Annotated in this window: 16 protein-coding genes; 12 read left to right on the top strand and 4 right to left on the bottom strand. The window is 57.5% G+C overall.

The window, feature by feature from the left end:
• Together murU and EQV90_RS05430 are read right to left on the bottom strand one after the other, a co-directional pair.
• Positions 1-672, bottom strand: a complete 672-nt coding sequence (gene murU, locus EQV90_RS05435) for an N-acetylmuramate alpha-1-phosphate uridylyltransferase MurU (protein ID WP_160626654.1) — start codon at positions 670-672, stop codon at positions 1-3.
• A complete protein-coding gene (locus tag EQV90_RS05430) occupies positions 669-1,694 on the bottom strand; it encodes a phosphotransferase (RefSeq protein ID WP_240877841.1) in 1,026 nt (341 codons plus the stop codon). The genes murU and EQV90_RS05430 overlap by 4 nt, the downstream gene beginning before the upstream one ends.
• Positions 1,695-1,826: 132 nt before the next feature.
• Between EQV90_RS05430 and EQV90_RS05425 the strand changes: the two genes are divergently transcribed.
• The 11 genes from EQV90_RS05425 (at position 1,827) to EQV90_RS05375 (ending at position 15,920) form a co-directional block, all read left to right on the top strand.
• Positions 1,827-4,574, top strand: a complete 2,748-nt coding sequence (locus tag EQV90_RS05425; RefSeq protein ID WP_161719876.1) for an LPS-assembly protein LptD — start codon at positions 1,827-1,829, stop codon at positions 4,572-4,574.
• The gene (surA, locus tag EQV90_RS05420; RefSeq protein WP_177412985.1) at positions 4,549-5,889 is read left to right on the top strand and encodes a peptidylprolyl isomerase SurA; all 1,341 of its coding nucleotides are present in this window, start codon (positions 4,549-4,551) and stop codon (positions 5,887-5,889) included. The genes EQV90_RS05425 and surA overlap by 26 nt, the downstream gene beginning before the upstream one ends.
• Positions 5,886-6,875: a 4-hydroxythreonine-4-phosphate dehydrogenase PdxA gene (gene pdxA / locus EQV90_RS05415; protein WP_003444500.1), complete on the top strand. Its 990-nt coding sequence runs from the start codon at positions 5,886-5,888 to the stop codon at positions 6,873-6,875. Before surA ends, pdxA begins: the two co-directional genes overlap by 4 nt.
• A complete protein-coding gene (gene rsmA / locus EQV90_RS05410; protein ID WP_003444501.1) occupies positions 6,872-7,690 on the top strand; it encodes a 16S rRNA (adenine(1518)-N(6)/adenine(1519)-N(6))-dimethyltransferase RsmA in 819 nt (272 codons plus the stop codon). The genes pdxA and rsmA overlap by 4 nt, the downstream gene beginning before the upstream one ends.
• Before the next feature lie 160 nt (positions 7,691-7,850).
• On the top strand, positions 7,851-8,231 hold the full coding sequence (apaG, locus tag EQV90_RS05405) for a Co2+/Mg2+ efflux protein ApaG (RefSeq protein ID WP_003444502.1): 381 nt from the start codon (positions 7,851-7,853) through the stop codon (positions 8,229-8,231).
• Positions 8,231-9,112: a symmetrical bis(5'-nucleosyl)-tetraphosphatase gene (locus EQV90_RS05400; protein WP_003444503.1), complete on the top strand. Its 882-nt coding sequence runs from the start codon at positions 8,231-8,233 to the stop codon at positions 9,110-9,112. The genes apaG and EQV90_RS05400 overlap by 1 nt, the downstream gene beginning before the upstream one ends.
• A gap of 32 nt (positions 9,113-9,144) precedes the next feature.
• Positions 9,145-9,474 (top strand): thiosulfate sulfurtransferase GlpE, encoded by a 330-nt coding sequence (gene glpE / locus EQV90_RS05395; protein ID WP_003444504.1) that lies wholly within the window; start codon positions 9,145-9,147, stop codon positions 9,472-9,474.
• 298 nt (positions 9,475-9,772) lie between these two features.
• On the top strand, positions 9,773-11,695 hold the full coding sequence (locus EQV90_RS05390; protein ID WP_003444505.1) for a PrkA family serine protein kinase: 1,923 nt from the start codon (positions 9,773-9,775) through the stop codon (positions 11,693-11,695).
• A gap of 101 nt (positions 11,696-11,796) precedes the next feature.
• Positions 11,797-13,071 (top strand): YeaH/YhbH family protein, encoded by a 1,275-nt coding sequence (locus EQV90_RS05385; RefSeq protein ID WP_010656647.1) that lies wholly within the window; start codon positions 11,797-11,799, stop codon positions 13,069-13,071.
• Positions 13,068-14,630 (top strand): SpoVR family protein, encoded by a 1,563-nt coding sequence (locus EQV90_RS05380; protein WP_240877840.1) that lies wholly within the window; start codon positions 13,068-13,070, stop codon positions 14,628-14,630. Before EQV90_RS05385 ends, EQV90_RS05380 begins: the two co-directional genes overlap by 4 nt.
• A gap of 60 nt (positions 14,631-14,690) precedes the next feature.
• Positions 14,691-15,920 (top strand): multifunctional CCA addition/repair protein, encoded by a 1,230-nt coding sequence (locus EQV90_RS05375; protein ID WP_240877839.1) that lies wholly within the window; start codon positions 14,691-14,693, stop codon positions 15,918-15,920.
• A 100-nt stretch (positions 15,921-16,020) separates the two neighbouring features.
• On the opposite strand, the gene folK is transcribed toward EQV90_RS05375, so the two are convergent.
• The gene (gene folK / locus EQV90_RS05370) at positions 16,021-16,545 is read right to left on the bottom strand and encodes a 2-amino-4-hydroxy-6-hydroxymethyldihydropteridine diphosphokinase (RefSeq protein ID WP_003444512.1); all 525 of its coding nucleotides are present in this window, start codon (positions 16,543-16,545) and stop codon (positions 16,021-16,023) included.
• Entirely contained in the window at positions 16,536-16,889 is a 354-nt protein-coding gene (gene folB / locus EQV90_RS05365) for a dihydroneopterin aldolase (RefSeq protein WP_003444513.1), read from the bottom strand. The genes folK and folB overlap by 10 nt, the downstream gene beginning before the upstream one ends.
• 74 nt (positions 16,890-16,963) lie before the next feature.
• On the opposite strand from folB, the gene plsY reads away from it, so the two are divergent.
• On the top strand, positions 16,964-17,533 hold the full coding sequence (gene plsY, locus EQV90_RS05360; protein WP_003444514.1) for a glycerol-3-phosphate 1-O-acyltransferase PlsY: 570 nt from the start codon (positions 16,964-16,966) through the stop codon (positions 17,531-17,533).
• Positions 17,534-17,565 lie beyond the last annotated feature (32 nt).

The following is a 17,565-nucleotide window of genomic DNA, read 5'->3' as shown; positions in this document are numbered from 1 at the left end:
TTAGTGTTTGCCCTTGATCAACGATTCAACTTCGGCCAAACGCTCATGGGTCCCCACATCGACCCAATGCCCCTGTAAACGCTCGCCCGTCACCTGTCCGTCGGCCATGGCTTTGCGCAGCAAGGGGGCGAGTTTGAATGCGCAAGGCGTAGCCCCCGCGAATAAGCCGGGGCTAAGCACTGCGATGCCACTGTAGGTCAGGGCGTCGACACCCGGCAGCGCATCGAGAACTTGCGCGCCCTGCAGGTAAAAGTCACCGCCCGGATGGTGTGCCGGGTTATCGACCAGAACCAGATGCGCCAGGCCTGTGAGCGGCTGACGCAAGCCTGCAAAGTCGTAGTCGGTCCATATATCGCCATTGACCACTGCAAAGGGCTGGTCGCCCAGTAACGGCAATGCTTTAAAAATGCCGCCGCCGGTCTCCAGCGGTTCGCCTTCAGCGGAGTACTGGATACTCACGCCAAAACGCGAACCATCGCCCAGATGATCTTCTATTTGCTGACCCAGCCAGGCGTGGTTGATTACGATCTCGGTAAAGCCCGCCGCCGCCAGTGCCCGCAGGTGGTACTCGATCAAAGGCACGCCGCCAGCCCGTATCAACGGCTTGGGAGTATGCAAGGTCAGCGGCCGCAGGCGTTCACCTTTACCCGCTGCCAGAATCATGGCCTTCATAGGGCCGCCCCGGCACGCAGGCCCAGGCTGTGGAACAGCTCGCCCAGTTCCGCCAGTTCAGGACGGCGTGCCAGCACCGCTTCTATATAAGAGAAGAACCGCGGCACGTCAGCCAGATAGCGTGGTTTGCCATCACGATGGCAGATGCGCGCAAAGATACCGATCACCTTCAGGTGTCGCTGCACACCCATCAGATCACTGGCTTGCAGGAACGCCTCGAAATCCGCCCCCACCGGGATGCCCAGTGGCAAGGCCAGTTCCCAGTAGTCGCGCAGCCAGGCGCGCACACGCTCTTCCGGCCAACTGAGAAAGGCGTCCTTGAACAGACAGGTAATGTCGTAAGTGACCGGGCCATACACCGCGTCCTGGAAATCCAGAACCCCGGGGTTGGGGATACTGAGCATCAGGTTGCGCGGCATAAAGTCGCGATGGACCAGTACCTGGGGCTGCTGCAACGCACTGTCGATCAACAGCGCGCTGACCCGCTGCCAGGCAGCCTGTTGCTGCTCATCGAGCTCTACACCCAAATGACGGCGCACGTACCACTCGGGAAACAACTCCAGTTCGCGACGCAGCAAAGCAACGTCATAGCTGGGCAAAGGTGCTTTCATCGGCAGTTGCTGAAAAGCCAGCAAGGCTTCAATGGCGTCTTTGAACAACTCATCGGCATTGGTGCTGTTAATCACGTCGAGGAATGTTTTATTGCCCAGGTCGTTGAGCAAAAGAAAACCGCGCTCGAGGTCCTGAGCATAAATTTTTGGCACATTTATCTGGCTGATACGCATCAAATCAGCGATATCGACGAATGGCTTACAGTTTTCCTGGGGGGGCGGCGCGTCCATGACGACAAAAGTCCGACCCTCGCCCTCCCAGCGAAAATAGCGTCTGAAGCTCGCGTCGCTACTGGCCGAAGTCAACGTGGCCGGGGGTACGACACCCCAACCCTGGTCCTCATACAAGGTTACCAACTGCTCATCCAGCCAAACTTTCAGGTGTTGCAGGCGTACATCTTGGTCAGGCATTACAAGGGTCTCCGACGGTGCTAGCCGTCAAGCGGGTCATGCTTTATTATCCAGCATCTTTTCCAGACCATCGATAGGCGTTGCGGTCCCCCACCGCGGGCTGATGGCACGCAGGAAGCCCGGACTAATAAGATGGCATTGAAATCCCCCGCGTTTCGTAAAAAATTTCCGTTGCTGGTAACCGGCAGTTTGCTGGCCATGCAACCTCTAGCCATGCCGTTCGCTGTTGCCGAGGAACAGTATGACTGTTCCGTGTCGGCTACGGGTGGCTGGGATTGCACGCCAAAAACCAACGCCGCGCAATTGCCGCCGCGTCCGGCGCACCAGGGTGTCCTGGCAGAAGCCAGCGGTGAGGCCAGCGAGCAAGTCGCGCCCATCCCGCTGGTTACTGAAGCCAAGGGCCGTGGGCTGAGCGCGCGCAGCGCCGACTACAGCCACCTGGACTGGGTGCCCCGGGAGAAGCTGACACCGGCGCAACTGGCCGAAACCGGACCTTATTGCTCCGGCTCGTACGTCGAGCCCATCCGTCCGGGCATGAACGACCCCACCAGTAAAAGCGATGCCCCGACCTTTGTTGGCGCTAAAGCTTCCCGCTATCAGCAGGAAGAACAGGTCGCGACCCTGGCCGGCGATGTCGTCATGCGTCAGGGCAGCATGCAGGTCGAGGCCGACGAGGCCAGCCTGTATCAGGCTGAAAGCCGTGGCGAACTCAATGGCAATGTCCGTCTGCGGGACAACGGTGCACTGATCGTTGGCGACCACGCCGATGTGCAGCTGGACACTGGTGCGGCCAAGGTCGACAACGCCGAATACGTTTTGCACAAGTCGCGCATCCGCGGCAGCGCGCTGTATGCCAAGCGCGCCGAAGACGCCATCATCCGTCTCAAGGATGGTACTTACACCACGTGCGAGCCGAGCAGCAACGCCTGGCAGCTCAAGGGCAACAACATCACGCTGAACCCTGCCACCGGTTTCGGTACGGCAACAAACGTGACGTTGCGGGTTAAAGACATCCCGATCTTCTACACCCCGTACATCTATTTCCCGATCGACGATCGCCGCCAGTCCGGTTTCCTGCCGCCGTCCTTCAGCAGCAGCACCGACACCGGCTTTACGCTCGTGACCCCGTACTACTTCAACCTGGCGCCGAACTACGATGCCACGTTGTACCCGCGCTACATGACCAAGCGCGGCCTGTTGATGGAAGGCGAGTTCCGCTACCTGACCGAGTCCAGCGAAGGGCAGTTCGGCGCCGCTTACCTCAACGACGACGACACCAAGCGCAAGGGTCAAACCGACTACTCCGACAAGCGCTACATGCTTAACTGGCAGCACAAGGGTGGCCTGGATTCGCGGGTACTGACAGAAGTCGACTACACCAAGATCAGCGATCCGTATTACTTCCAGGATCTGCAAACTGATCAGATCGGCGTCGAAAACCGCGACTACCTGAACCAGCAAGCTGCCGTCAGCTATCGGGGCGACAGCTACACCGCCCGGTTGAATGCCCAGGCCTATCAACTGGCCACTGTTACCCAGGTCACGCCTTACAACAAGTTGCCGCAACTCACCCTCGACGGTGCGCTGCCGTTTCACCCTGGCGGCGTGAACTTCAGCTACGGCTCCGAACTGGTGCGGTTTGAGCGCAGTCTGGAAAACGGTAATTACACCAACGAAGACGGCACTACCGCCCCACGACTCGACAACAATATTGTTGGTCTGGCACGAGCCAACGGCACACGTCTGAATCTGGCGCCGAGCATGAGCCTGCCGATGACGTCAAGCTACGGCTTTGTGACTCCAACCCTGAAGTACATGTACACCCAGTACGATCTTGATCTGGATAGCCAGGGCAAAAGAACCTTGCTCGCCGGCGAGGACTACAAGAGCTCGCAAAACCGTAGCGTGCCTATTGCCAGCGTCGATAGCGGCCTGTATTTCGACCGTAATACCAACTGGTTCGGCACCAACTACCGCCAGACCCTGGAACCGCGCGCTTTCTATCTGTATGTCCCTGAGCGCAATCAGGAAGACATTCCTGTTTTCGACACCAGCGAAAACACCTTCAGCTATTCCTCGCTGTGGCGTGACAACCGGTTCAGCGGTTCCGACCGCGTGGGCGACGAGAACAAGCTGTCGCTGGGTCTGACCAGCCGCTGGATCGAAGACAACGGCTTTGAGCGCCAGCGTGTCAGCATCGGCCAGGCGTATTATTTCCAGGATCGCAAGGTTCAACTGCCGGGCATTGCCGACGATCGCAAGGATTCAACCTCCAGCGTCTCGCCTTATGCTCTGGAATACGCCTATCGCTTCAACCGCGACTGGCGCGCCACTGCCGACTACAACTGGGATCCGGAAACCCGCAGCCCGCGTTCCGGCAGCGCGATGATGCACTACCAGCCTGAAGACAACCCGAACAAGGTGGTCAACCTGGGCTATCGCTATCGCAACGACCAGGTGATTTACAACCAGTACACCGGCAAGTGGCAAATGGGCGGTGATTACCTGACCCCGGGGCAAAACGGTTACATCAAGGATTACTACAAGATCCAGCAGCACGACTTCTCGGTTATCTGGCCGATCGTGCCGCAGTGGAGCGCCATCAGCCGCTGGCAGTACGACTACAACCGCAACCGTACTCTTGAAGCCTTCGGTGGCTTTGAATACGACAACTGCTGCTGGAAGCTTCGTCTGATCAGCCGTTATTGGGTATCCAACGACGAGTACACCCAAGAAGCCCCTCAAAACGAGAAGGGCGATCATGGTCTCTTCCTCCAAGTTGTGTTGAAAGGTCTCGGTGGCGTAGTCGGCACCAAAGTAGAGAGCTTCCTCGACAAAGGCATCCAAGGTTATCGTGAACGTGAAGATCAAGCTTTCTGAGTGTCTGCGCCCGCTAGTGCTGGGCGCGTTGTTTCTGGGTACTGCAGTACACGCTGCAGTACAACCCCTTGACCGGGTTGTGGCCATCGTCGACAACGACGTGATCATGCAGAGCCAGCTGGACCAGCGTGTCCACGAAGTTCAGCAGACCATTGCCAAGCGTGGCCAGGGCGTGCCGCCTGCCAGCGTTCTGGATCAGCAAGTACTTGAGCGTCTGATCGTCGAAAACCTGCAACTGCAGCTCGGCGAACGCTCAGGCATCCGGATCACGGATGAAGAGCTGAACCAGGCCATTGGCACCATTGCCCAGCGCAATAACATGACCATTGACCAGTTCCGCCAGGCACTGGCTCACGACGGCCTGTCCTATGAAGATGCCCGCGAGCAGGTTCGTCGCGAGATGATCATCAGCCGTGTGCGCCAGCGTCGTGTGGGCGAGCGCATTCAGGTGACAGAACAGGAAGTGAAGAACTTCCTCGCATCGCCTATGGGCGCAATGCAAATGTCCGAAGAATTCAATCTGGCCAATATTCTGATTCCAACGCCGGAAAGCGCGAATTCGGAAGCAGTCCAGACGGCTTACAAACAGGCTGAAGAGATCTACAACCAGCTCAAGAAAGGCGCCGACTTCGGTCAAATGGCCATCGCCCGCTCCGGCAGCGATACCGCACTGGAAGGCGGCGACATGGGCTGGCGTAAAGCCGCTCAATTGCCACCACCGTTCGACAGCATGCTGAGCAAAATGCCAGTAGGAGAAGTGACGCCTCCGGTACGTACACCGGGCGGCTTTATCATCCTCAAGCTCAACGGCAAACGCGGCGGCGAAACCGTGGTGGTGGACGAAGTCCATGTTCGTCACATCCTGATCAAGCCGAGCGAAATCCGTAGCGAAGCGCAGACCAAGGAACTGATCAACAAAATCTACGAGCGCATCACGTCGGGCGAAGATTTTGCCACCCTGGCCAAAACTTACTCCGAGGATCCGGGTTCTGCCCTTAACGGCGGCGACCTGAACTGGGTCAATCCGGACTCTCTGGTACCCGAGTTCCGTGAGGCCATGGCCGACACGCCCCAGGGCGTATTGTCCAAGCCGTTCCAGACTCAATACGGCTGGCATGTTCTGGAAGTCCTTGGCCGCCGCGCCACCGACAGCACCACCCAGGCCCGTGAACAGCAAGCAATGAACGCACTGCGTAACCGCAAGTACGACGAAGAGCTGCAAACCTGGTTGCGTCAGATCCGTGACGAAGCCTATGTAGAGATCAAACTTCCTGGCGCCACCTCGCAAGAGAGCGGAAACCAGGCAGCGCAGTGAAAACACAGCGTTTTGCACTGACACCCGGCGAGCCGGCAGGCATAGGTCCAGACCTGTGCCTGCTACTCGCCTCACAACGCCAGCCGCACCCCCTGATTGCCATTACCAGCCACGACCTGCTCCTTGAGCGGGCCGTGCAACTGGGCGTGGCTGTCAACCTGCTGCCGGTGAGCCCGGACAACTGGCCTGATCAGCCAGCCCCTGCAGGCAGCCTGTATGTGTGGGATACCCCGCTGAAAGCGAAGGTAATTGCCGGCACACTGGACAAAGCCAACGCCGGGTTTGTCCTGCAAACCCTGACCCGGGCTGCCCAGGGCTGTGTCGACGGGCACTTCGCGGGCATGATTACCGCCCCTGTACACAAGGGCATCATCAATGAGGCCGGGATTCCATTTTCCGGTCACACTGAATTCCTCGCAGACCTGACCCACACCGGGCAGGTTGTGATGATGCTCGCCACGCGCGGCCTGCGCGTAGCCCTGGTTACCACTCACCTGCCCCTGCGCCAGGTGAGCGACGCAATCACCCCTGAGCGACTGATGCGGGTTACCCGCATTCTGCACGCCGACCTGCAACAAAAATTCGGCATTGCCCGGCCCCGCATCCTGGTTTGTGGGCTCAACCCCCACGCCGGCGAAGGCGGCCATTTGGGCCATGAAGAAATCGACATTATTGAACCAACTCTGGAGCGCCTGCGCAGCGAAGGTATGGATTTGCATGGCCCGCTGCCCGCCGACACTCTGTTTACCCCCAAATATCTGGAGCACTGCGATGCAGTGCTGGCGATGTACCACGACCAAGGCCTGCCCGTACTGAAATACAAAGGGTTTGGTGCCGCTGTCAACATCACCCTGGGCTTGCCGATCATCCGCACCTCTGTCGACCATGGCACCGCCCTGGATCTGGCAGGCAGCGGCAAGATCGATACCGGCAGCCTGCAAGTCGCGCTGGAAACCGCCTATCAGATGTCCGAGACCCGTATATGAACGAGCAATTCCAACACAAGGCGCGTAAGCGTTTTGGCCAGAACTTCCTGCACGATGCGGGTGTCATTGACCGTATCCTGCGCGCCATCAACGCCAAGCCCACTGACCGTTTGCTGGAAATCGGTCCGGGACAGGGCGCCCTGACCAAAGGCATCCTTAACAGTGGCGGCCAGCTTGATGTCGTGGAGCTCGACAAGGACCTGATCCCGATCCTCAAGCAGCAGTTCGCAGGCATGAGCAACTTCACCCTGCACCAGGGCGATGCCCTGAAGTTCGATTTCAACAGCCTGGGCGCTGCACCACGCACCCTGCGGGTTGTCGGCAACCTGCCGTACAACATCTCCACCCCGCTGATTTTTCACCTGCTGAAAAACGCCGGCCTGATCCGTGACATGCACTTCATGCTGCAAAAAGAAGTGGTTGAGCGCATGGCTGCCGGCCCGGGCGGTGGCGATTGGGGCCGTCTGTCAATCATGGTTCAGTATCACTGCCGCGTGGAACACCTGTTCAACGTAGGTCCAGGCGCGTTCAATCCGCCGCCTAAAGTAGATTCGGCAATTGTCCGCCTGGTGCCACACGAAGTGCTGCCACACCCGGCCAAAGACCATCGCCTGCTTGAACGCGTGGTTCGGGAAGCCTTCAACCAGCGCCGCAAAACCCTGCGCAATACCCTCAAGGCCTTGCTCAGCAACGCCGAGATCGAAGCGGCTGGTGTTGACGGCAGCTTGCGTCCAGAGCAACTCGACCTCGCCGCCTTTGTGCGCCTGGCCGACGTACTCAGCGAACAAGCTGTGGCAAGCCCAGAAAAAGACTGATCATCTCCGGGCCAAGTGCCAGGCCTGTGCAGGAGCGTCAACCGGCGACTCCTGCAACTGCCCCGCCTTAACCGGCTGGCCTAGTCACCATTACTTGGCCTAGACTCAGGCATCAGTTTTATCCCGAACTGTGTCTACGCTTTCAAGTAAGGCCTCTCGCATGCCCGATCCCCGCTATCTGGTCGACGTCAACGTCGTCACGCGTTACCTGCCAGAACAATCCCAACCTGAACTTCAGCGTTTCGCCTTTGCTTACACCATTACGGTGCACAACAAGGGATCGATAGCCGCGAAGCTGTTGTCCCGGCATTGGGTGATCACCGATGGCGACGGTCATGTCGAAGAAGTCCGTGGCGCTGGCGTCGTCGGTCTGCAGCCATTGATCGAGCCGGACGGGCAGCATGTCTATAGCAGCGGCTCGGTGATCACCACCAAAGTCGGCACCATGCAAGGCAGCTATCTGATGCATGCCGAAGATGGTCACGAGTTCAAAGCCATCATTGCCCCTTTCCGCCTCGCCGTGCCCGGGGCACTGCACTGATGCCGGTGTACGCCGTTGGCGACCTGCAAGGCTGCCTGCAGCCACTCAGGTGCCTGCTGGAACGCGTAGCTTTCGATCCTGCCAAAGACAAACTGTGGCTGGTGGGTGACCTGGTAAACCGTGGCCCCGAATCGCTGGAAACGCTGCGCTTTCTATACCGCATCCGCGAATCGCTGGTGTGCGTACTGGGCAACCATGACCTGCACTTGCTGGCCGCCGCGCACAATATCGAGCGTCTGAAGAAAGGCGATACGCTGCGTGAAATCCTGCAAGCTCCCGATTGCGATGAACTGCTGTCCTGGCTGCGCCAGCAACCTTTGCTGCATTACGATGCCGAACGCAACGTCGCCCTCGTACATGCAGGAATACCGCCGCAATGGAGCCTGAAAAAGGCCCTGAAGTGCGCCAGCGAAGTCGAACACGCTTTGCGTGACGACAACCTGCTTGGCCCCTATCTGGATGGCATGTACGGCAACGAACCTGCCAAGTGGGACAACGACCTCACCGGTGTCGCCCGTCTGCGGGTGATAACCAACTATTTCACCCGTATGCGTTTTTGTACCCGCGACGGGAAACTCGACCTCAAAAGCAAAGAAGGCGTGGGCAGCGCTCCCCCCGGCTATGCCCCGTGGTTCAGCTATAAAGAACGCAAGACCCAGGACCTGAAGATCATCTTTGGTCATTGGGCGGCACTTGAAGGCAACTGCAAGGAGCCCGGGATTTTCGCCCTCGACACCGGCTGTGTCTGGGGTGGAGCCATGACCCTGCTCAACGTCGACTCTGGCCAGCGCCTCAGCTGTGATTGCGACGACCTTGGCCTTGCAGCCCACTCGACCATCGCGCTCCCCGACCAACCTTCCCAACCCTTGGGCGCCGTCTAGCCGCGCCCGCAGTCAGGCCACAGGAATCCTCCATGACCGAATTCAAACGTATCCCGCCCGAACAAGCACAGGCCTTGCGCGAAAAAGGCGCCGTGGTGGTCGATGTCCGCGACCCGCAGGCTTTCGCTGCCAGCCACATCAGCGGTGCGAAACATCTGGATAACCACTCGCTGCACGATTTCATCACCCACGCCGATCTCGATGCCCCTCTGATCGTTGCTTGCTATCACGGCAACTCCAGCCAGAGCGCTGCTGCTTATCTGGTGAGCCAGGGCTTTAGCGAGGTGTACAGCCTTGATGGCGGTTTCGAGTTGTGGCGTGCGACTTATCCGCAAGAAACCTCCCAGCTCCCCGCAGAATAATTTTTTATCAGCGCCAGCCCCCGTTATCCGCGGGCTGGCGCCCTGCCTGACCAACGGTCGAACGTAACAAATCTCGCATCGCGCCTTGACCTCTCCGATTACCAACTATCCTTTAGATCAGGCCATCCGAATCTGGGGAGAGCCGGTACTCCGGCGTATGGATTATCAGTAGTAAGTTCAAGGAGTTAACCACCTTGATGGTGTCCTGGGGGGTACACAGCAGCTGAAATGCTGCTGCATGCCAGCACTCGAACTGACCGATCTATCGCCGGCTCCACGTATCGAGCGAGGTGACGTCATGAGTATTTTTAGCCACTTCCAACAACGCTTTGAATCCACACGCCAAGAAGAACTGACCCTTCAGGAATATCTTGAACTGTGCAAACAAGACAAAAGCGCTTACGCCTCTGCCGCTGAAAGGCTGCTGCTGGCCATTGGTGAACCGGAACTGCTGGACACCTCCAACAACTCTCGCCTGTCGCGAATCTTCTCCAACAAAGTGATTCGCCGCTATCCGGCCTTTGAAGACTTCCACGGAATGGAAGAATGCATCGACCAGATCGTTTCCTACTTCCGCCACGCTGCGCAGGGCCTGGAAGAGAAAAAACAAATTCTCTATCTGCTGGGCCCGGTGGGCGGCGGTAAATCATCGCTGGCAGAAAAACTGAAGCAACTGATCGAGAAAGTCCCCTTTTATGCAATCAAGGGCTCGCCGGTCTTTGAATCGCCACTGGGGCTGTTCAATGCCACCGAAGACGGCGCAATTCTCGAAGAAGACTTCGGCATCCCGAAACGCTACCTGAGCACCATCATGTCGCCGTGGGCAACCAAGCGCCTGGCCGAATTTGGTGGCGACATCAGCCAGTTCCGCGTGGTGAAGCTCTATCCTTCGATTCTCAATCAGATCGCCGTGGCCAAAACCGAGCCGGGAGACGAGAACAACCAGGACATTTCGGCACTGGTGGGCAAGGTCGATATCCGCAAACTCGAGGAGTACCCACAGAACGACGCCGATGCCTATAGCTATTCGGGCGCACTGTGCCGGGCCAACCAGGGCCTGATGGAATTCGTGGAGATGTTCAAGGCGCCGATCAAGGTCCTGCACCCCTTGCTGACCGCGACCCAAGAGGGCAACTACAACAGTACCGAAGGTCTGGGCGCTATCCCGTTTACCGGCATCCTGCTGGCCCACTCCAACGAGTCAGAGTGGCACACCTTCCGCAACAACAAGAACAACGAAGCGTTTATCGACCGGATCTACATCGTCAAGGTTCCGTACTGCCTGCGCGTCAGTGACGAGGTGAAGATCTACGACAAACTGTTGTTCAACAGCTCGCTGGCCAAAGCCCACTGCGCACCCGACACCCTGAAAATGCTTGCCCAGTTCACGGTTCTGTCGCGTCTTAAAGAGCCGGAAAACTCGAACATTTACTCGAAAATGCGGGTCTACGACGGTGAAAATCTTAAAGACACCGACCCGAAAGCCAAATCGATCCAGGAATACCGCGACAGCGCAGGCGTCGATGAAGGCATGAATGGCCTTTCCACCCGTTTCGCCTTCAAGATCCTGTCCAAGGTCTTCAACTTCGACCCGCACGAAATTGCAGCCAACCCAGTGCACCTGCTCTATGTCCTGGAGCAACAGATCGAGCAAGAGCAGTTCCAGGCGGAAACCCGCGAGCGTTATCTGCGCTTCCTCAAGGAGTACCTGGCACCGCGCTACATTGAATTCATCGGCAAAGAAATCCAGACCGCTTATCTGGAGTCCTACAGCGAATACGGGCAAAACATCTTCGACCGCTATGTGCTCTACGCAGACTTCTGGATTCAGGATCAGGAATACCGCGATCCGGAGACCGGAGAAATCCTCAATCGCGTAGCCCTCAACGAGGAGCTGGAGAAAATCGAAAAACCGGCCGGCATCAGCAACCCGAAAGATTTCCGCAACGAAATCGTCAACTTCGTACTGCGGGCCCGCGCCAACAACAACGGCAAAAACCCGACCTGGCTCAGCTACGAGAAACTGCGGGTGGTTATCGAGAAAAAAATGTTCTCCAACACCGAGGACCTGCTTCCGGTTATCAGCTTCAACGCCAAGGCAAGCAAAGAGGATCAACAAAAGCACAACGACTTCGTTACTCGAATGGTCGAACGTGGCTACACCGACAAACAAGTACGGCTTCTCTCCGAGTGGTACCTGCGGGTCAGAAAGTCGCAGTGAGGCAGCTGTAAGCCTCTAGCCTCAAGCTGCAAGAAGAAGCACGCGCTACCGCTTCGACTTGCAGCTTGCAGCTCACAACTTGAAGCTGCCCGGAGGGCCTAATGAGCTATGTGATCGACCGACGCCTCAATGGCAAGAACAAGAGCACGGTGAACCGCCAGCGTTTCCTGCGACGTTACCGTGACCACATCAAGAAGGCCGTAGAAGAGGCCGTGGGCCGCCGTTCCATTACCGACATGGAACATGGCGAACAAATCAGCATTCCCGGCCGCGATATCGATGAGCCGGTGCTTCACCACGGCCGCGGTGGCAAGCAAACGGTGGTGCACCCTGGCAACAAGGAGTTCACCAGCGGCGAACACATTCAACGCCCACAAGGTGGCGCGGGAGGTGGTGGCGGCCCCGGCAAGGCAGGCAACTCCGGCGAAGGCATGGATGAGTTTGTGTTTCAAATCACCCAGGAAGAGTTTCTGGAATTCATGTTCGAAGACCTCGAACTGCCCAACCTGGTCAAACGCAACCTTACGGGGACCGACACCTTTAAAACGGTGCGTGCGGGCATCAGCAACGAAGGCAACCCGTCGCGCATCAACATCATTCGCACCCTGCGCTCGGCTCACGCACGGCGTATTGCCCTGTCCGGCAGCAGCCGGAAAAAACTCAAGGAAGCCAAAGCCGAACTTGAACGACTGAAGCGCGAAGAACCGGACAACTTCGGCGATATCAAGGCAGTAGAGGCTGAAATCGAGAAACTCAGCGCACGCATCCATCGCGTGCCATTCCTCGACACTTTTGACCTCAAGTACAACTTGCTGGTCAAGCAACCCAACCCCAGCTCGAAGGCCGTCATGTTCTGCCTGATGGACGTTTCCGGCTCCATGACCCAAGCCACCAAAGACATCGCCAAGCGTTTTTTCATCCTGCTGTACCTGTTCCTGAAGCGTAACTACGACAAGATTGACGTAGTGTTTATTCGCCATCACACCAGTGCACGGGAGGTTGATGAAGAGGAGTTTTTCTATTCGAGGGAGACCGGCGGCACCATTGTTTCCAGCGCACTCAAACTGATGCAGGAAATCATGGCTGAGCGCTATCCCACAAATGAGTGGAATATCTATGCAGCGCAGGCTTCAGACGGCGATAACTGGAACGATGATTCACCCATTTGCCGGGATATTCTGATCAATCAGATCATGCCGTTCGTGCAGTACTACACTTATGTAGAAATAACCCCGCGCGAACATCAGGCCCTCTGGTACGAGTACGAACGTATCAGCGAAGCGTATTCAGATACCTTCGCCCAACAGCAACTGGTCTCGGCCGGCGACATCTATCCGGTCTTCCGTGAACTCTTCCAGCGCAGGTTAGTGACATGACCGCCAAAGAGAATAAACGCCATCCCATTTCCACTGGCTCCGAGTGGACCTTTGAACTGATCCAGGCTTACGACCGCGAAATCGGCCGCCTGGCCGAACGCTATGCCCTGGATACCTACCCCAACCAGATCGAGGTGATTACCGCCGAGCAAATGATGGATGCCTATGCCTCTGTGGGCATGCCGCTGGGCTACCACCATTGGTCCTACGGCAAACATTTCTTGAGCACCGAAAAGTCCTATAGCCGCGGCCAGATGGGACTCGCCTACGAGATCGTGATCAACTCAGATCCATGCATCGCCTATCTGATGGAAGAAAACACCATCTGCATGCAGGCCCTGGTGGTGGCCCATGCCTGCTATGGCCATAACAGCTTCTTCAAGGGTAACTACCTGTTTCGCACCTGGACCGATGCCAGTTCGATCATTGACTATCTGGTGTTCGCCAAGCAGTACATCATGCAATGCGAAGAGCGCCACGGTATCGATGCCGTTGAAGACCTGCTCGACTCCTGCCACGCCCTGATGAACTACGGCGTTGATCGTTACAAACGGCCTTATCCGATTTCAGCCGAAGAAGAACGTCGGCGGCAGAAGGACCGTGAAGAGCACCTGCAAAAACAGATCAATGATCTGTGGCGCACCATTCCCAAAGGTGCAGACAAGTTCAGCGAAAAGGACAGCGCACGATTCCCCGACGAGCCCCAGGAAAACATCCTGTACTTCATCGAAAAACACGCTCCCCTGCTCGAGCCCTGGCAGCGTGAAGTCGTACGCATCGTGCGCAAGATTGCCCAGTACTTTTACCCACAACGGCAAACCCAGGTAATGAACGAGGGCTGGGCGACGTTCTGGCACTACACCTTGATGAACGATCTCTACGATGAAGGGCTGGTTACCGAGGGCTTTATGATGGAGTTCCTCATCTCCCATACCAGCGTGGTGTTCCAGCCAGGCTTTGACAGCCCTCACTACAGCGGGATCAACCCCTACGCACTGGGTTTTGCAATGTATTGCGACATCCGGCGCATTTGCGAACATCCAACTGACGAGGACCGCCACTGGTTCCCGGACATGGCTGGCAGCGACTGGCTATCGAGCATCAAATTCGCCATGAGCAGCTTCAAGGACGAAAGTTTCATCCTGCAATACCTGTCACCCAAGGTCATCCGCGACCTGAAACTGTTCAGCATCATGGACGATGATCAAAAGGACGACCTGCTAGTACCTGCCATTCATGACGAGAACGGCTACCGCACCATTCGTGAAACCCTGGCGGCTCAGTACAACCTGGGCAATCGTGAACCCAACGTGCAAATCTGGAGCATCGACCGCCGCGGCGATCGCTCTCTGACCCTGCGTCACCAGCAACATGACCGCAAACCCCTGGGCGACTCCACCGACGAAGTGCTCAAACACCTGCATCGCCTGTGGGGGTTCGATATTCATCTTGAAACCCTTCAAGGCGACCTGGTCATGAAAGTCCACCATGTCCCGCCAAAAGGAGAACATTCAGACTCTGACTACGGGCGTTTGGATATGAGCGCCATTCACCTGTAACACGGGAACCTCCGTTCTCACGGCGCAAGCGTTATCCTGTCGTGCTAACGGAGGTTTTTTATGCAGATTTATAAAGTTGGCGGTGCCGTAAGGGATCGCCTGCTGGGCAAGCCCGTCACAGATATAGATTGGGTAGTGGTCGGCGCAACAGTCGAACAAATGCTCAGCAAAGGGTTTCGCCCCGTGGGCTCGGACTTTCCGGTATTTCTTCACCCTGTAACCGGGGAGGAATACGCACTGGCCCGCACAGAGCGCAAAAGCGGCCAGGGCTATGGCGGCTTCATCTTTCATGCAAGCCCCGACATTACCCTTGAACAAGACCTGATCCGGCGCGACCTGACCATCAACGCAATGGCTGAGAACGACTCAGGTAATTTGACCGACCCTTTCCATGGTCAGCGCGATCTTGAGGCGCGGATTTTACGCCATGTTTCACCCGCATTCGCCGAAGATCCCCTCCGGGTATTGCGAGTTGCCCGGTTCGCCGCGCGCTATGCCGGACTCGGTTTCAGCATCGCACCCGAGACCCTGGAGCTGATGCGCCAACTGTCTCGCTCAGGCGAACTGCAAGCGCTGACCCCGGAGCGTTGCTGGAAAGAAATCTCCCGGGCCCTGATGGAAGATCAGCCTCAGGTATTCCTGGAAGTACTGCGCAGCTGCGAGGCTCTGGAAGTGCTGCTACCGGAGATCAATGCCCTGTTTGGTGTACCCCAGCCTGCTGCACATCACCCGGAGATCGACAGCGGCGTACACACCTTGAGCGTGCTTGAGCAGGCAGCCCTGCACAATCAGCCACTGACCGTGCGCTGGGCCTGCCTGCTGCATGATCTGGGCAAAGGGCTTACACCTGAAAAGGACTGGCCAAGACACATTGCCCACGAGCACAAAGGGCTGCGCCTGATCAAAGCGGTCAACGAGCGCTACAAAGTGCCGCGCGACTGTCAGGAACTGGCACTCCTTGTGGGCGAATATCACACCCACGGCCACCGCGCTCTGGAACTCAAGGCATCAACGCTACTGGAACTGCTGCAGCGTTTTGACGTATATCGTCGACCGCAGCGTTTTGAGGAATTTATCGTAGCCTGCGAGATGGACGCCAAAGGGCGCCTGGGACTGGAGAATCGCCCGTATCCACAGGCCGATTACCTGCGCGGAGCTGCCAAGGCTGCCCAGGCCGTGGCCGTCCAGCCTTTACTTGAGCAGGGTTTCAAAGGCCCTGAACTCGGGGAAGCGCTAAAGCACGAACGGCTAAAGGCGCTGCAAGCCTACAAAGAAGCAGCAAAAGCCTGAGACATCGTTCTTGTAGTCGATGGCGCAGGCTGCGCTAAGGGCCGAAGGACCTTCACCGCAGGGTCGCCAGGCAACCCATCACAGCCTGCACCAGCGACTACTAAGGCAAAAGCATCCCGGCCGGGGTCAACTGCTCCCCCCGCCATTCAAATGCTGCAGGCGCCAGAACTTGATCGATCTGTGCTTCTGCCCACATCTGAGCCAGAGTCTTGCCCACGCCCGGATGCACCTTGTCTGGCGCTATCAACGATAAGGGCCACAAGACAAAAGCATTTTTGAGAATCTCTGCACGGGGCAAAATCAAGCCATCAAAGTTGCCTTCCAGATCACCGTAAAACAACACGTCGATATCCAAAGGCAAACCTTTGCGATCTTGGGCATAACGTCCGTTATCCGCCTCGATCAACTTCAAACGTCGACTTAGTTCAGCCAGCGGAAAGTCAGTTTTTGCCGACACCACCAGGTTGAAAAAAGGCCCGCTCCTGATGCCCACCGGCTGACTTTCAAACACTGCAGAACAGCTCATGTCCTGCAAAAATCCCGCAAGGGCGTCAAGCCCGGCGCACAAATGCTTTTCACGCTCGACATTACTGCCCAGCCCGAGGAAAACCTGAGTTAGCGACATCCGCGCTCAATCTCCACGCCCACACCGGTGGCCGCCGAAACGGCGCCGGGCTTGGTCAGCTTCAGATGCAACCACGGAATATTGAATTCAGTCATCAGCACTTCGGCCAGACGCTCAGCAAAAGTCTCCACCAACTGGAACTGAGCTGCCTCGGCAAATGCCTGGATTCGCGAAGAAACACTCGCGTAATCCAGGGCCAGCGTCAGGTCATCACCGGCCGCAGCCGGGCGATTATCCCACGCGAAACTCAGGTCAAGCCGCAAGCACTGGCGGATGCCACGCTCCCAGTCATAAGCACCGATCACGGTGTCAACTTCCAGGCCTTCGATAAACACTCTGTCCAAGCACTTTTCTCCGCAGCACGACAAGGGCGCAATGCGCCGTTAGAATCAGGGCGTCCTCGCCCGGAATAGTTAGCATGTTTTGGTTACTGGCGATTTTCGCCTACCTGCTTGGCTCTCTGTCCTTCGCCATTTTGCTCAGCCGCCTGACGGGAAATCCCGACCCGCGAATGAGTGGCTCGGGCAATGCCGGCGCGACCAATATGTTGCGCCTTGCCGGCAAAAAGCTCGCCGTCCTGACTCTGCTCGGCGACCTGTGCAAAGGCTTGCTGCCTGTACTTTTGGCCAACCAGCTCGGTCTCCCGCTCCAGCAACAAGCCTGGATCGGTATCTGCGCCGTCTTCGGCCACATGTACCCGTTGTACTTCCGCTTTCGCGGCGGCAAAGGCGTTGCCACTGCCGCAGGCATGCTGGTGGGACTCTACCCGCCTGCCGCCCTGCTGGCCGTTGCCGCATGGCTACTGACCTTCCAGCTAAGCCGCACCAGCTCACTGGCAGCGTTGATAGCCACACCCCTGACCCTGCCATTGCTGGCCTGGCAAGAGCCTGCTGCCCTGCTGCCCATGTGCGCCTTGACGGCGCTGATTGTATGGCGCCACCGCAGCAATTTACGCGACCTGATGGCCGGGCGCGAACGGCATTTCTGAATAGCGCGCATGAAATACGCTCACGCAACACC

This window comes from Pseudomonas sp. TMW22089, from assembly GCF_022496645.1.
Taxonomy (GTDB): Bacteria; Pseudomonadota; Gammaproteobacteria; order Pseudomonadales; family Pseudomonadaceae; genus Aquipseudomonas; species Aquipseudomonas paraversuta.
The sequence above is the reverse complement of the archived record's forward strand: the minus strand, read 5'-3'. Positions and strand labels throughout refer to the sequence as shown.